At 63.3% G+C, this 16,203-nt stretch carries 12 protein-coding genes; all 12 read right to left on the bottom strand.

The features are described from left to right. Window positions 1-106: 106 nt before the first annotated feature. The 12 genes from AC13HB_RS04985 to AC13HB_RS04930 all read right to left on the bottom strand — a co-directional run bounded on the left by AC13HB_RS04985 (window position 107) and on the right by AC13HB_RS04930 (window position 16,126). Window positions 107-3,574 carry a DUF8189 domain-containing protein gene (locus AC13HB_RS04985; protein ID WP_482948629.1) on the bottom strand — a complete coding sequence of 1,156 codons (3,468 nt, stop codon included), beginning with the start codon at window positions 3,572-3,574 and terminating at the stop codon, window positions 107-109. Next, on the bottom strand, window positions 3,549-4,496 hold the full coding sequence (locus tag AC13HB_RS04980) for a prenyltransferase/squalene oxidase repeat-containing protein (RefSeq protein WP_482948628.1): 948 nt from the start codon (window positions 4,494-4,496) through the stop codon (window positions 3,549-3,551). The genes AC13HB_RS04985 and AC13HB_RS04980 overlap by 26 nt, the downstream gene beginning before the upstream one ends. After that, entirely contained in the window at window positions 4,493-5,425 is a 933-nt protein-coding gene (locus tag AC13HB_RS04975; RefSeq protein ID WP_482948627.1) for a hypothetical protein, read from the bottom strand. Before AC13HB_RS04975 ends, AC13HB_RS04980 begins: the two co-directional genes overlap by 4 nt. Window positions 5,426-5,459: 34 nt before the next feature. After that, a complete protein-coding gene (locus AC13HB_RS04970) occupies window positions 5,460-7,811 on the bottom strand; it encodes a hypothetical protein (protein WP_482948626.1) in 2,352 nt (783 codons plus the stop codon). A 343-nt stretch (window positions 7,812-8,154) separates the two neighbouring features. Further along, on the bottom strand, window positions 8,155-9,759 hold the full coding sequence (locus AC13HB_RS04965; RefSeq protein ID WP_482948625.1) for an AMP-binding protein: 1,605 nt from the start codon (window positions 9,757-9,759) through the stop codon (window positions 8,155-8,157). A 57-nt stretch (window positions 9,760-9,816) separates the two neighbouring features. Then, on the bottom strand, window positions 9,817-10,209 hold the full coding sequence (locus tag AC13HB_RS04960; protein WP_482948624.1) for a RidA family protein: 393 nt from the start codon (window positions 10,207-10,209) through the stop codon (window positions 9,817-9,819). Then, window positions 10,209-10,622 (bottom strand): acyl-CoA thioesterase, encoded by a 414-nt coding sequence (locus AC13HB_RS04955; RefSeq protein WP_482948623.1) that lies wholly within the window; start codon window positions 10,620-10,622, stop codon window positions 10,209-10,211. The genes AC13HB_RS04960 and AC13HB_RS04955 overlap by 1 nt, the downstream gene beginning before the upstream one ends. Continuing rightward, entirely contained in the window at window positions 10,622-11,794 is a 1,173-nt protein-coding gene (locus AC13HB_RS04950; protein ID WP_482948622.1) for an acyl-CoA dehydrogenase family protein, read from the bottom strand. Before AC13HB_RS04950 ends, AC13HB_RS04955 begins: the two co-directional genes overlap by 1 nt. Next, a complete protein-coding gene (locus AC13HB_RS04945; RefSeq protein WP_482948621.1) occupies window positions 11,795-12,607 on the bottom strand; it encodes an enoyl-CoA hydratase family protein in 813 nt (270 codons plus the stop codon). After that, window positions 12,604-13,086, bottom strand: a complete 483-nt coding sequence (locus AC13HB_RS04940; protein ID WP_482948620.1) for a MarR family winged helix-turn-helix transcriptional regulator — start codon at window positions 13,084-13,086, stop codon at window positions 12,604-12,606. Before AC13HB_RS04940 ends, AC13HB_RS04945 begins: the two co-directional genes overlap by 4 nt. Continuing rightward, a complete protein-coding gene (locus AC13HB_RS04935; RefSeq protein ID WP_482948619.1) occupies window positions 13,086-13,835 on the bottom strand; it encodes an SDR family NAD(P)-dependent oxidoreductase in 750 nt (249 codons plus the stop codon). Before AC13HB_RS04935 ends, AC13HB_RS04940 begins: the two co-directional genes overlap by 1 nt. Next, window positions 13,832-16,126 carry a bifunctional salicylyl-CoA 5-hydroxylase/oxidoreductase gene (locus tag AC13HB_RS04930; RefSeq protein WP_482948618.1) on the bottom strand — a complete coding sequence of 765 codons (2,295 nt, stop codon included), beginning with the start codon at window positions 16,124-16,126 and terminating at the stop codon, window positions 13,832-13,834. Before AC13HB_RS04930 ends, AC13HB_RS04935 begins: the two co-directional genes overlap by 4 nt. Between the last annotated feature and the right edge of the window lie 77 nt (window positions 16,127-16,203).

Raw genomic sequence — 16,203 nt, 5'->3', positions numbered from 1 at the left:
CCCGGCCCTGGCGAACCTCAACCTCCCGCAGATGCGCGATAATCTCCTCGGCCTTGTAAGTCTTGCGGCCCATTTCTGAACTCCTCAGTTGGAGCCAGGACCTAACTCAAAGACCGGGCCACTTTGCGGGGAGCAGTCCAGCCTCATCCGTCGCCATGTAATGCCAGACGCCCATGATTACGTGCGCGACACCCCACAATGTGAGCGAAATTTCGCCGGTATAGGCACGCGCGGATGCCTTCTCCGTCCCGCTCATGAACCAGGCGATGGCAGCGCCGCGGGTTGGCCCGAACACGACCTGGGAAATCCAGATATAGCCGGCAAACCCGGTCGTACCCGCCCCGCAGCTCAATGTACCGAGTTCCGTATTCAACAGCCACGGGCATGTCATCCCGGTCGAGACGAAGCGCAGGCCGATCGAGATTCCGGCCATGACCGGCGGCTTCGGCATGGATGGCGCCGCAACGCCTGCTTGAGCCGAGGCAGCATCGCCACCGCCCGGCGCCGGCAAGCCGGCCTTGGCGCTGTTGAAACCGGTAACGGCATCAGTGAAGAGCCGGCAGGTCATCGCGCCCATATAGATCGACAGTCCGGCGATTTTGGCGTCCTTATTGCCGGCCTGAACGGCAATAGAAGCCTGCTTCTTCTCCTCGGCCGTCAGCGCCATCCCGAACTTCGCCTTGAGCCGGGCGACGGAGAAAAGGTCGTTGAACCGGTCGACCGAGGCCTGGTCCGGGAAAGGCGCCCTGCCGGTAATGACCTTGCAGATCAGCGTCCCCGGTACTGCAGCGAGATAGGCGACGATATCGACACTGCGCAGGGTCAGGCTCTTGCCGGTAAAGAGCTCGTAGAGATCCGAGACGATCGGAATCTTCCAGCCCGCGAACAGCATGTCCCGGAAGAGCGCGATCACGTCGGCGACCAGGTCCATCAGGGTGATGATCGTGCCGCGCGCGAAATCGAGCGCGAAGAGCGCCGTTGCCTCGAGCACTTTCACCACGCCGGACATGAGCAGTTCCAGCGCCCGGTCCGGCTCTTCGCCGACCCCGGTGAAATAGCCGATAGCTTCCTCGTACGCCTCCTTGCCGTCATCGAACTGGTAGTTGTTTGCCAGCGCCGACAGCTCGTCGATGAGAGTCTCCACCCCGGCGTCCAGTCGCTCCTGCGCTCGTAACGCCGTCTCATCCGCAGGAGACGCGTTCGCATAATTCTGTCGATAGGCATTCAGGAAGACATTGTGGTCGGCGGCGTGCTCCTGGCCGGGATCGGGTTCGTTCTCCCGGGCATAGGCGCCCATGGACGGATTGCCCTTGCCGTTAAGCTCGGCGACGAAATCGTCGACCACTTTTTCGAGGTCGGCCTTCATCGTGTCGATCCCGTCGACGATCACGTCCCGGACGTGCTCCACACCGACGATGGAAAAGTCGAGCAGCGTCCGTATCGAGGAGGAGACGACTTCGGCGGAACGCACGAAATCCTCGAAGTTGAACAGGAAGGCCAGCCACTCATAGAGTTGTTCCAGCTTCACCTTGAGCCAGTTCCAGACCCCTTCGATGAAATCGAAGGCCTGCTGGGCGAATTCGAGCACCGCCTCGAAGACCTTGCCGGCGATCTTGAAGATGACGCGCCCCACGCCCTCCACGAAGGAGACGACGATCTTCTCGAGCTTGTCGAGCACCCATTCGGCGCCCTCCTTGATCCCGTTCCACACCTCGCCCCAGTCGATTCCGAGGAAGCTCAGCTCCGCATCTTCACCGCCTGCGAGCGAAGCCCGCTCGCGAGCGAGCCAGTCGTCCACATCGGCCCGGGTGGTGTCGCTGTAGACCGGGAAACCGCTGGTAAAATCGATCTCCCAGGCGCGTTCCTCAAGAGCGCTGAAGTCGGACTTGATGCGAAAACCGAGCCCGGCCATGCGGCGTGACGCGAACTTGTATGTGATTGGCTGACCGGCCTCGTCCTGCTTGGCGATCTCCATCGAAGCCCGATTGATATCGCGCAGGCTGTCGGCATATTCCGGCTTGCGATACTCCTCCTTGAGGAGATAGCGCCCCTCCTTGTCCTTGGCGTTGAGGATCTCGTCCGAGGTCAGATTGTCGAGCCGGTGCTGGAGCTGGGCATTGGGCTGCACCCGCATGGGCTGACCCGCCAGCGTTCCGGGCGCTTCAACGAAGAGCGTCGTTGCCGCAAGGGACGTCGCCCGCTGGTGCACCACGGCCTTGCCGTCAACACCCGTGGTTATTCCGACCGTATCGACCTGGCTGCAGCGATAGGACTTTCCGTCAACGAAAAGCGTAATCAGATTGGTGGCACTGACCGAGAGTCTCGCGAAGGGTTTGGCGAGGCCGGCCGCATCGAGCACGGTTATCTCCGCGGCATGGGTCTCTATCTCCGCGAGCTGCCCGCTCGATTGCGGCAGGTCGATCGATTCCTCAGACCATTGCTGCGTCAGGGGCGATTGCCAGAAACGGCGCAGATTGCCGTCCGGAGTTGCAGTGTAGGCTTCCGCATAACCCGCCGACGTCCGGCCGATCGTGAATGCGGCATTGTCGACAGACTGGCCGATCGGGAAGAGCGCGCGCCAGCGCAGCGAGGTCCGGGATTCGCCGATCTGCACGGCCCGGTGAAGGCGCCCGTCCGCATCCGCCGCAAACACCTGGAGCAGGCCATTGAAGCACTGGGCCGCATAGAGCGCCGTGATACGGATCGGTGTCTCGCTCGCGATCTGCTGCCAGTCCTCGAACTGGATTCCGTCGGTCGAGTATTGCTTCTGTTTTTTCCACCAGAGGGATCCGTCGGCCGCGCTCGAGGCGAAAATATTGAGCTTGCCGTCCGCATCGGCGACCACGCTGAGATGCTCGGCCGCCGCGAGCGTTGCCGAAGAGGTCAGCACGCGCATGGTGGAGGTTCTGAAGCTCTCCTCGGAGAACAACACCTCATCGTCGGGCCCGATAGCGAACAACGCCGACTGCACAGGGTCATTGGCACACATGGCGATGGTCTTCGGTTTGACCGGATTGCCGTCGGGACCGGCCACCGGGACCCATTCCGCACCGGCCCATTCCGTCGTCCCGGCCTTGAGGAAGTTGTTCGCTAGGCTGCCGTCCTCGAGGACGACATTGGCATAGACGCCGCCATTCAGACCCCGGACCGCCAGGAAGCGGTTGATCGCCTGACTGGCCATGGATGGCTGGCAAACCCGCTGCGCATAGATACCGACCTCGGCATTATAGGTGGCGAGCGTGAGCTGCCCCTTGGGGTCGAGACCCAGAATATTCGGATTGTCGAGGTCGATGCCGGCTTCGCTGTAGGCGAATATCTGGTCCGCCGCGAAGCCCAGCGATTGGGCACGGTAGGGAGCATTCCCGCCCTTCTCCCGTCGGAATCTGTGGACCTGATCGGCCGTGCCCACCGTGTAGATGTCCAGATCGCCGCGCGAGTTGAGATGCGTCAGCAGGCTCTTTCCCCCCAGCGCCGGCTTCACCGGCTGGAAGGTCTGCATGTATTTTGTGCTGACACGCAGGACCGGAACGTCGTCCGTCTCCGCGGCTTCAAGCACGGATTTTGGCATCATCATGACAGTCTCCTTCAGGTTGGGACGAGGTTTTGGGATGCGGACGGAGCCGCATGTCTTCAAAGCGCCGGGCAAGCTGGAGCGCGGCGGATCGCCAGACCGGCTCGCCATGGGCATTGCAATAGAGCGGGCGTTCCACGGGCCTGCCTGCCAGCCGGTCGGCAGCCTCGCAGGCGCTGAAGCGGTCCGATATTCGGCGCAGGCGCATGATGCCGGCACGGGATGCCCGATGCAGGATGCAAGCGATCTCGGCGGGGTCGCGATAATAGGGGCTGGCACGGCGCAGGTGGGCAGGATCCGTTCCTGACCCTGCGAGGCCTCGAACCGCCGTCGCGACGGCGCCGTCGCGCAAACGCCCCGTCAGCCCGCAAACGGCGCACGCGAAAGCGATATTGGCATTCACCGCAACATCCACCGGATTCTCGCCACCCATTGCGAGCCAGGTACGGACCGCCCCCGCTCCCACCCAAGGCGCATCGCCCGACTGCCGTGCGGCTGCGGGCAAGGGCTCCAGGCAGCGGCGCAGGGCACTGGCCGCCGTGCCGGCCCGGCGCCTGCCGGCTATCACGAAGGCCGCCCAGCACAGCGCCGTATCGTCTGCGTCAGGCGGGAGCGCGATCGGCAGACGGCGTGCTTCGGCGAGCCGCGAATAAAAGTGAAAGGCCCCGCGCCGTGAGCGCGACTCGCACGTCTCGAGGAAGTCGAGCGCCCGCTCGCAGGAATCCAGCGCCCGCGCACAACGCTCCGCATCCAGCGCGCCGGACAATTCGCTCAGGATGATGACGATCTGGGCGGTGATGAAGGCGGTTTCGTCGATGATTGGCGCCTTGTCCGGCCCCGCCGTCACCGTCGACGGGAAAGCCCCGCGCGGCGTTTGTAGCGAGAGCAGGCGGTCGAAAACAGGAACGGCGCGAGCGGCGATCATGATCCACCTCCCGCAGCGGCCAGATGAACGGACAGTGCGGCCGGTCGTCCCGGAGCCACCGTAATCCCGATCAGCGTGTGATAGGGCCGGGGCGGGCTTGCGAGCCTGTCGTACAAGGACATGTCCCAGCCATTGAGACGCCCGGCGGTCCGGATCGCACTCGCCGCACGCTCCGGCGGGCCGAGCAAGGCATCGGCGATGAAATAGAGAGTCACGGCGCAGGCCGCGCCGGGTGCCGTCCAGGCGATGGAAAAACCACACTCGTCGAACAGGAGTTCGTGACGCAGAGTTCGATCCCTCAGGACGCTCAAGAGATCGATCACGGCCCCGGCGCGGTCCGGCATGCCGGCCCGATCCAGGATCAGCGCCAGGCTTCGCCGGCACAGACCATCCAGCGACTGATAGAACTCGACGCCCTCGCGGTGCGGATCGAGACCAGCCATGACGGGCCGTGCGCCGCGGCGCGTGAGGATGGGCGGGTGCCCCGCCCACCACGCCTCCAGCGCGGCCCAGCGATTGTCCGCCGGCGCCTCGAGATAGAGCTTGCTCTGCACGCCCCGCTTGCCGCACCTCAGACCGAGCCAGGCGCCATAGCGCAGGCCCGGTGCCGGCCGCAGCCCCGCGAGCTCCGCCTCGATCGTGCGGGCCTTGCGCGGCAGCGCCACGCGATCGCGGCAGATACGCAATCGCGTTTCGGGGCCTGAGTTCGGGACAGGGTCTACCGTCAGACGAACCTCATTTCCCGGACGGACTATTGCGATCTCGAGCGGATCGCCGGTCGCTGTAAGCCGGCTGGTTCCGGAAGTGCCGGACAGCGGCGACAATTGTGACGCCAGTGAGCGGGCGAGCGGCGGCGGCAAGCACGCTCGCCATCTCGAACCGGGAATACCGGCCGGCCCATGAAGCGTATCGGCGAATGCGACCGACATGGCGCCCCCCGCACCCGGGCCGGTGCGGCCGGCCCTACTGGGCCGGCTCGAGCGACCGCGGCTTGCGCTCAGGGCGCAGCTTCGCCGCGGGAATTCGGGCTTCGAGGATCTCCGGAGCCTCGCCGCCGCCGGCCACCGGAGGCAGAACAAGCTGTAGCTTGTTGTTCACGACCTGGTCGTCCAGCGAGTGCGTCGTCCCGTCCTTCATGACGTACTCGACGTCGTAATAGAACGTGATCTCCTCATCGCTCCGAAGACGCCGGATATTGTAATAGCGCTCGGCGCTGTCGGCCGCGGCCTCTGTACCGGTTCCGAGCAGCTGGAAGCGCTGATAATTGACCCGCTTCCCCTCTATCTCCGCTTGCTGCGCAGTCGTGAGCCTCTGCAAGGGCTCGCGCATGATGTGGCCGAGCTGCCGCGGATCGGGGGCATCCGCGGACACCTGGAACAGATTGAGATAGACCGCGCTGACAGTGTCCCAGGCGATCTGCCGCGGGTCGATCTTGACGCTGTAGATCTCGCTGTCCGAATAGAGGATCAGGGAGCGCCGGTCGGCCGGCTGATAATATTGGTCGAGGACGAAATCGGTCCCGTCCCCGAAGATGATCTGCCCGCCCATCCGGAAGTAGGAGGTGTCGGAGTTCGGCGTCGCCTGAAAACTCCAGGGCTCGGCCGTGTCCACGCCGACCGACTTGTCGGGCACCCAGGACCAGTCATGCGATGCGGCCGGCAACCCGCTACCATCCGGCGTGTCGTAGTAGGATGCATTGATCTCGATGAGTTCAAACGCATACGACGCGCGATCGTCGACATTCACCGCGCGCAAATTGAAGATCAGGATCGCCTCCAGCGGCGAGAGAACCTGGACGATTTCCGCATTATCGCCGCCATAGCGTTCGTCCGGCTCGATCGTGATCACCTTGTCATTGCCCATCAGATAGCGCAGGCGATAGCTGTAGGATTGACCGATCGGCTGATGATAGTGCGAGACGAACTCGACCTGTCCTTCCTGCCCGTTCGCCGTCATTTCCTGACTTTTCACGAGCGCATCCTTGCCTTCCGGCGGCTTGAAGAAGAAGTCGATGAAGACGCTCTTCACCGACTTTTCCGGATCCGAGCCGTCCGTCGCGAACGGAATATTCGATCCGATGAACCGCACATAATTCATGCCGAAATCGGAGGGGCGCAGCTCGACGCGAGTCTCGGATGAATCGATCCATTCCGAGGTGTAGGCGCCACCATCGGCATAATTGATCACGTATTTGTAACGGTAGTTGGGATCGAACTTGCCGCTCGGGTCGAGCGCCCCCTTCGCCACATAGGTATTGGCCGTCATGTCGTCCGAACCGGCGACGAGCCGGAAGGTGTTGTCTTCCGACCGGGTCGGATAGTCGACCGTTATGAGGACATTCTCGAAAGCCGGCTCATTGTTTTCGTCGAAGAGCTGGCCGGCCAGCGCGAAGGTGACGACCAGTTCCCGATTGTCCACTTCGCTGTAGACCTTGTTCCAGGTTTCGGCGTTGAACTTGGGGAGATAGCCGGAGACCGGCGTCGTCCAGTCCACGATCGCATTTTCCTCATAGGAATGCGTAAACGAGGTGCTCGCGGACACAGGGAAGGGGCCGGTCGCCATCTGGCGGGCCGTCTCGATATTGGCCGCCACTTCCTGCTCGAGTGTCGACCAGGCCCAGTCGCGAACTCTCTGCACCGTCTCATCGCTCCCGCCCGCACCTTTCTCGACCACCACATCGCCTGCGCCGGAGCGTTTCAGGACCTGCTTGACCTCCACCAGGACATTCTTGGTATTGCCCCAGGTGTCCTTGCGCTTCTCGTAGGTCTTCTCGTAGGCGATCGCCGCATCCGCGTTGTAGGTTACGGTGGCGCGCGCTCCGAGCAGATTGGTGAGCGCCGTCATCTCGTACTCGATCTCGAACGGCGACACCGAGCCGTCGCGGGAGAAGGCGTTGATGAAGGACGTTACTGCCGCATCGCTGTCGAGCTCGATCTGGAAAGTCGCGACATTGCTGCCGAACAGGCTCGGCGACACGATGATGCCATCTGTTTCGCCTTCGATGTCATACCGGAAAAAGACGTCACCGCCAGTCCAGGTGAATTGCCCCCAGACGATGTCCGGCCCGAGTTCGGACTCCGCTGCCGCGCGAGCAGCGGCAGGATAGACAAGCTCGACCTCGAACGTGCAGACACCGGCGACATCGCCGGATGCGTCACGATACCGGGTCAAGGAAAACGCAGGCTCGCTACCCACCGTCCGCAATTGCGGGACCGGGACCATATACCAGGTATTATCAGCCTCATGGTCGCCAAACACAATTACAGATTGATCTTCGCCGTAGAAAATTTCGCGCGCTTTGGTAACGTCGAACATAGTTCTCCCCTTTCCGAAAGCCATGGGCCAACAGAATGTTTCAAAACAGTTTTTAACGAAACAACGACGACCGAGACGCCCAAATCCTCCCGGATGGGCATGCAGCCTGTAGTGGCTTTAATATACCAAATAATGACTGATTGTCGATCAAAAATAATCTATGCGTGCAAAGCGGTTGCACGAATTCATGCGTTCCGCAGATCGCGCTCGCCTATGACGCAACAGCGATTTTTCCGGTTATCAACACCGCACCCCGCCAGATCACGCCGGTTCTGCGATACCCACGAACACGCCATGCGAGTAATCCGGACCGGGCGGGCAGGAATGCGCCGCCCGCAGGACCTTATCTGAGCCTGAAGCGCTGGATCTTTCCGGTCTGCGTCTTGGGAAGAGCGTCGAGGAATTCGATTGACCGTGGATATTTATAGGGAGCGATCGTGGCTTTCACATGAGCCTGCAGTCTTGCCGCCAGATCTGCATCCCCTGCTACGCCCTCGCGCGGGACCACAAACGCCTTCACGATCGTGCCGCGCTCCGGATCGGGCGCGCCCACGACTGCGCATTCGGCCACGGACGGGTGAGTCAGCAGCGCCTGCTCCACCTCCGGTCCGGCAATGTTGTAGCCGGACGCGACGATGAGGTCGTCGGCGCGCGATACATACCAGAAATAGCCATCCTCATCCTGACGGAAGAGGTCTCCGGTGATGTTCCAGCCGTCTTTCACATAGGCCGACTGGCGGACGTCATCGAGATAGAGACAGCCGGTCGGCCCCCGCAGAGCCAGGCGCCCGGTCTCTCCTGCCGGCAGCGTCTTGCCCGCATCGTCTATCACGCGCGCCTCGTAGCCGGGCACCACACGTCCCGTCGAACCTGGCCGGATCTCGTTGCCGGACGCCGAAATGAAGATATGGATCATCTCTGTCGCGCCGATCCCGTCGATGAGCCGGATACCTGTTTGCGCCGCAAACGCATCGGAAATGGCCTCAGGCAGGTGTTCTCCCGCCGACACCCCCTTGCGCAGACTGGAAAGATCGTAGCTCTCCCATTGATCCATCAAGGCGCGATATCCCGTCGGGGCCGTGAAAACGGTTGTCGCTCCAAAGGTCTCGATGGTCTCGCAGAGGGCCTCGAAGCCGGGCCGATCAGGCAGGGCGACCGCGATCCCGGCACGCGCCGGGAAGACCACGAAAGCACCTAGCCCGAAGGTGAAAGCAAAGGGTGGCGTTCCCGTATAGATTTCGTCCGCCTCGGGCGCGAGCGTGTGAGCGGCAAACGTATCTGCCATGGCGAGCACGCTCGAATGGAAATGCGCGCAGGCCTTCGGGACGCCGGTCGTCCCTGAAGTGAAAGCGAGCAGCGCGATATCGTCGCGAGAGGTTTCGGCATTGGCAAACGTCACCGGCTTGCCCGCCAAGGCCTGCGTGAAGGCTTCGCCATCGCCCCACGTCACGACATGCTCCAGCACCGGCATCTCGACAGCCGCCTCGCGCACAGCGCCTGCGAGAGGCGCTGCGCAGAGTGCGAAGCGCACCTGTGCCTTGTCGACGATCTTGGCGAGTTCGCCAGCGCGCAGCATTGGCATGGTCGTGACGGCGACCGCGCCCGTCTTTATCACAGCGTACCAGGCCGCCATCAGGTCGGCGCTGTTAGGACCATGAAGGAGGACGCGGTTTCCCGGCACGACGCCCAGTTCATCGACGAGATAATTGGCGATCCGGTTCGCTTCCGCCAGTAGCTCCGCATAGGTCAGAGAACGTGACTTCGAGTAGACCGCGACATGGTCGCCCTTGCCCGCCTCGACGGTTCGGTCGAGCAGCTCGACGCCGCAATTCAGGCGCTCGGGATATTGCAGCTCCGGCAAGTCGAACCGGAAGTCCGGCCATTCGCGCTCGGGCGGCAGGTGCAATCTCGTAAAGCGGTCCACATGTCCGCTGGCTGCTAACGTCATCACGCCCTCCCCGACGTAACGCTATGAAATACCTGCGCCGGTTTCCGGTCTGACAGGTCAGGACGGCACGACGGCCGTGGTTTCGATCTCGATTTTCGCCCCAGGCTCGATCAGGCCGTCGACAATGACGAAAGCCATCGCCGGATAGACGCGTCCCATCAGCTCTTTCCAGGCCGCCCCGATCTCGCGTCCGCTGGCGAGATATTCCTCCCGGCTCGTGACGTAGCCGGTCATTCGGACCACATGCTCGGGACCGGCGCCGGCCTCGGAAAGCACGGCGAGCGTGTTCTCGAGCACCTTGCGGAACTGGGCCGCGAAATCCGCGGACACGATGGTTTCGGTCTCGTCCCAGCCGATCTGTCCCGCGACGAAGACGAGCCGGCCCTCCGCGGCGATACCGTTCGAATACCCTCTTGGCCGCGGCCAGCCGGGCGGTTGCAGAATGTCCATCACGCCGTCTCCCTGAATTCGAGCATGCGGGCCTTGATGTCACTCGGGATCGAGGCCGGCTTGTGCTTGGCGATATCCAGCCAGACAAGGACCGGTCGCGCGACCAGGCGGGTTTCGCCGCGACTGGATGCGGTAATGGTCAGCTTGATCGAACTGCGCCCCACCTCGTCGACCACGAGGTCGAACTCCAGCCGGTCGTCGAGCTCGCTGGGCGCCGTGAAATCGACATCGATATGGGCGAGCGGCACACCGATCCCGTCGCGACGGATCATGTGGTCGAAGCCGTAACCGATGCCATCATCGAACCAGTCCTCGACCGTCCCGTTGATCATCTCGAAATAGCGCGGATAGAAGACGATCCCGGCCGGGTCGACATCGGCGAACCGGATGCGTCGTTCAACGGTGAACCCCATCAGCTGCCCCCCGAGAGATGTGCGCGGGCGATGACCAGTTTCTGGACTTCCGAAGCCCCCTCATAGATGCGCAGGGCGCGAATTTCGCGATACAGCGCTTCGGGCACTGAGCCCTTGGTCACCCCGAGACCACCGAAAATCTGGACGGATCTGTCAATTGCGGCCTGGGCAGCTTCCGTCGCGTAGAGCTTGGCCATTGCGGCCTCGCGCGTGATGCGCGGCGCGCCACTATCCTTCATCCATCCGGCCCGGTAGATCAGCAGCGCGGCGGCATCGATATCGACCGCCATTTCCGCCAGCTGGGTCTGCACACCTGGCAGACTCGACAGCGGTCCACCGAAGAGTTCGCGGCTGTTCGCTCGCGCCGTCGCTTCGTCAAGTGCCCGCCGCGCAAAGCCTAGCGCTGCGGCCCCCACGGTCGAGCGGAAGACATCAAGCGTTGCCATGGCGATCTTGAAGCCGTCCCCGGCCTGACCGAGGAGATTGTCCGCCGGGACGCGGCAATCCTCGAATTCGAGGCGAGCCAGCGGGTGCGGCGCCATCGTGTTGATGCGTTCGGCGACGAGAAGGCCCGGCGTTTCCGCAGGAATGATCAGAGCGCTCAGCCCCCGGCCCCCCCCGGCCTCGCCGGTACGGACGAAGAGGGTGTAGAAGTCCGCGATCCCGCCATTGGAAATAAAGGTCTTCTCGCCATTGATGACATAGCTGTCTCCGTCACGGACGGCCGTCGTGGTCATGGCGGCCACATCCGAACCGGCCTCCGGCTCGGTCAGAGCGAAGGCCGCGCAAAGCTCCCCTGCCGCCACGCCCGGCAACCAGGTCTGCTTCTGTGCGTCAGTGCCGAACAGCGAGATCGCTCCCGATCCGAGCCCCTGCATGGCGAAAACGAAATCGGCCAGACCGGACCGGTAAGCCAGGTGCTCCCGCGCCAGGCACAGTGAGCGAACATCGAGCGCCTCATTCGCCCCGCCATACGCCTCGGGAACGCAAAGCCGGGTGAAACCGGCCGCACCCAGCGCCTGACGGATAGCGGCGCAGTCGCCGTCGATATCGTCATGCTCGGCAAAGCCGGCCGCGCCAAAGCGCTGCCCTGCCCAATCCGAAATATCGGCAGCCAACCGGCGGTGACGGTCATCGAGAAACGGCCAGTCGAGAAAGCTTCTGTCTGCCATCTAATCGCCCTCGAACACGGGTTTTTCCTTGGCAACAAAGGCGCGGTAGGCGCGTTCGAAGTCCTTGGTCTGCATGCAGATCGCCTGGGCCTGGGCCTCCGCCTCGATGGCGGTATCGAGGCTCATATCCCACTCGGTGTTGAGCTGGTTCTTGGTCATGGCATTGGCGAAGTTCGGGCCTGCGGCTATTCGGGCCGCCCAGCCCCGTGCGGTGTCCATCAGCGCGTCCGCGTCAACGATCTCGTTGTAAAAGCCCCAGCGTACGCCTTCCTCGGCCGACATCGACCGGCCGAAATAGAGCAGCTCGCTCGCCCGGCCCTGTCCGATGATGCGCGGCAGGATCGCACACGCGCCCATATCGCAGCCGGCAAGCCCGACACGGTTGAACAGGAAGGCCGTCTTCGCCACCGGCGTCGCGACGCGCAGATCGGAGGCCATGGCCATGATCGCTCCGGCACCGACGCAAATGCCGTCGACAGCCGCCACGATCGGCTGGGGACAGCCGCGCATCGCCTTGACGAGATCGCCCGTCATACGGGTGAAATCGAGCAGACCCGGCATATCCTTTTCGACCAAGGGGCCAATGATCTCGTGCACATCGCCCCCGGAGCAGAAATTCCCGCCGGCGCCGGTGATCACGATCGCCTTGACGCTGCGCACATAGACAAGGTCGCGGAAAAGATCGCGCAGCTCCGCATAACTCTCGAAAGTCAGCGGATTCTTTCGCTCCGGCCGGTTGAGCGTGATGATCGCCACACCGTCCGAAAACTCCCACATGAAGTGGTCGGGCGCGTAGCTCGCTGGATCGATCATGTCCGGTCTCCATTGCGGTTCAGACGGAGCGCGCCCATCAGGGCCTCCAGCTCCGCGGTCAGATTGTCGGTCAGCTCGGGCGGCAGGCCGCCCAGTATTTCGTCGGTCCATTCGGCATGGGCCGTCGCCATGTCGGCGAAGGCCTTCCTGCCGGCCGGCGTCAGCGCCACGCGAGCGCTTCGGCGGTCGCTGGCCTCGGTCGTCCGGGTGGCGAGACCGTCATCGACCAGCCGCCCGATCAGCCCGGTCACATTGCCGTTGGTAACGAGCAGGCGTTGCGACAACTCGCCCATGAGCAGCCCGTCCTCGGCACGATCGAGAGCCGCCATGGCGTCGAAACGCGACAGGCTGACGCCGAAGGATTTCTGGAAGCGCAGGCGCAATTCGCGTTCGATCACGGATACGGGCCGATAGAGCCGCAGCCAGAGCCGCAGCGCTTCCCGATCGCCCGCACTGTCAATAGCACGCGCCGGGCTCATCAGGCATCTCCGCCATTGATCGTGATCGCCTGACCCGAAACCGACCGGCTCAGCGGCGAGCACAGCCAGGCGACCGCTTCGGCCACCTCGTCGGGCTGGATCAGGCGGCCCTGGGGATTATGCTTGGTGAGTTCCGCCGTCGCCTGTTCGCGCGTACGGCCGGTCTTCTCCATGATATTGGCGACCGCGCTCTCGACGATCTCGGTTTCAACATAGCCGGGACAGACCGCATTCACGGTCAGATTGGTGCGGGCATACTCGAGCGCCAGTGAGCGCGTCAGCCCGATCACGGCATGCTTGGAGGCGGAGTAGGGCGCGATATAAGCGCCTCCGCCCAGCCCGGCGATCGAGGCCATGTTGACGATACGGGCATAGTCCGCGCCTTCCATGTGCCCGAGCACGGCCTGGCTGCATCGGACCACGCCGTCGACGTTGACCGCCTGGTAGCGATGCCAGTCTTCCATGCTCAGCTTGCGGAAGGCCTTTGCACCGGCAATCCCCGCATTATTGACCAGAATGTCTACCGGACCGGCCGCATCGAACGCAGCCTGGACGCTCTCATCGTCGGTGACATCGACCGCAATGGCCCTGGCATCCTCGATGCCGGCTGCCGCAGTCTCAAGGCGATCAAGCGCTCGCGCCATGAGGACGACGCGGGCACCATCCGCGGCAAGCCGGCGCGCGCAGGCGAGGCCGATCCCGGTTCCCCCGCCGGTAATGACGGCGGTCTTTCCCTGCAGCGTGCTCATGCCTGCAACTCCATTTGCTGGGCCTTCTGAAGGTTCCGGGACAATTGCTCGAATCCGGCTTCGTATTGCGGGGGAACCCGGACGCCACGATAGCCGAGCTCGGCGGCGGCCCGGAGCGTCCAGTTCGGATCGAGCAGGTGCGGCCGCGCAAGCGCGACCAGATCGGCACGCCCTGCGGCGAGAATGGAATTCACGTGATCGGGCTCGTAGATATTGCCGACTGCCATGGTCGCGCAGCCGAGCGTATTGCGTATCTGGTCCGAGAAAGGCGTCTGGAACATGCGCCCGTAGACGGGCCGCGCCATGGGTGTGGTCTGGCCGGCGGACACGTCGATCAGGTCCGCTCCGGCTTCGCGGAAAACATCCGCAACTCGCACGCTGTCATCGGCGGTGATGCCCTCCTCGCCGATCCAGTCCGTCGCGGACAGGCGAACGGCCATCGGGCGGTCCGACGGCCAGACCGCCCGCATCGCCTCGAACACTTCAAGGGGGTAGCGCAACCGGTTCTTGAGCGAACCGCCATATTCGTCCCCGCGCTGATTGGAGACGGGCGTTATGAAGCTCGACAGAAGGTAGCCGTGGGCGCAGTGCAGCTCGACCATGTCGAAGCCGGCAGCCAGAGCCCGCCTTGTCGCCTCTACGAAGTCCGCTTTCACCGCATCCATGTCGGCACGGCTCATTGCATGGGGAATCTGGTTCTCGTCCGACCAGGGAATAGGCGAGGGGCCGATGACCGGCCAGTTGCCGCTTTCCAGGGGCTGGTCCATGCCCTCCCAGGCAAGGCGCGTGGAACCCTTTCGGCCGGCATGGGAGAGCTGGATCGCCATGCGCGCACCGCCGCTAGCGTGGACGAAGTCCGTGATGTTCCGCCAGGCGGCGACATGATCGTCATTATAGAGACCGGTACAGCCGGGCGAGATGCGGCCGTCGCGGCTGACATCGGTCATTTCCGTATATACCAGTCCCGCGCCACCCATGGCACGGGCGCCGTAATGGACCTGATGAAAAGCGCCCGGCAGACCGTCCTCGGCCGAGTACATGCACATGGGCGAGACGACGACCCTATTCTCCAGCCTCATACCCCGCAACTCGAACGGCGAAAACATGGGCGGTCTTGCATCTTTCAGGCCCCCGCCCGTCGCCGCGCTGTTGAACCAGGCCTCCACGCCTTCCAGCCATTTCGCATCCCGCAGCCGGAGATTTTCATGGCTGATACGCTGCGACCGAGTGAGCAGGGAGTAAGCGAACTGCTTGGGCTCGAAGCGGGTATAGCGCTCCAGGTTTTCGAACCACTCCGTGGAGTTCCGGGCGGCGCTCTGCAGTTTGAGGACCTCGACCTTGCGCGCTTCCTGATAGTCGACGAGCCCCTCGGCGACGGGCTTGTCGGTGCTGGTCAGCACATCGGCCAGCATGATCGCATCCTCGAAGGCGAGCTTGGTGCCGGAGCCGATCGAGAAGTGCGCGGTGTGAGCCGCATCGCCGAGAAGGACGACATTCTCATGCACCCAGGTCTCGCACAAAACGCGCGGAAAATTGAGCCAGGCCGACCCGCGCAGGTGGCGGGCATTCGACATGAGCTCATGCCCGTCGAGCCAGTCCGCAAAAATGGTCTCACAGGCCCGGCAGGTCTCGTCCTGGTCCATCTCGCCGAAGCCGAGCGCCTCCCAGGTTTCCGGCGCACACTCGACGATGAAGGTCGAGGTCTCGTCGTCGAACCGGTAGGCATGTGCCCAGACCCAACCATGTTCGGTTTCCGCGAAGATGAAGGTGAAGGCCTCGAACACCTTGTGTGTGCCGAGCCAGACGAACTTGTTCCGGCGCGTCTCGATATCCGGTTTGAACGTGTCCGCGAAAGCGGCCCTGATCTTCGAATTGAGCCCGTCGGACGCCACGATCATGTCCGCATCGGCGAAGCGGGAGAGATCGGGCTCGATCTCAGTCTCGAAATGCAGCCCGACGCCCAGCTCACGCGCCCGGTCCTGCAACAGGTTCAACAGGTGTTTGCGCCCGATGCCGCAAAACCCGTGCCCGCTCGACGTCTCGCACGCGCCTCGGACGTGTACGTCGATATCGTCCCAGTGCGCGAGACTGTCGCCGATCGCCTGCGCGCTGACGGGGTCGTTCTCGGTCAGGTTCTCCATGGTCTGATCGGAAAATACGACGCCCCAGCCGAAGGTGTCGCCTGACCGGTTGCGCTCATAAACATCGATCTCGCAACCGGGATCGCGCAGCTTCATGGAAATCGCGAAATAGAGGCCGGCAGGCCCTCCACCCAGACAGGCAATTTTCATCGCGCGGCCTCTCCCCTTGCGCAGAAAAATTAGTTTATGTCTAAACTAACTTGTCCGGCAAGGGAGAGTCTGCGCTT

The organism is Maricaulis sp. B-26, from assembly GCF_056857855.1.
This window is presented reverse-complemented; position numbering and strand designations above follow the sequence as displayed.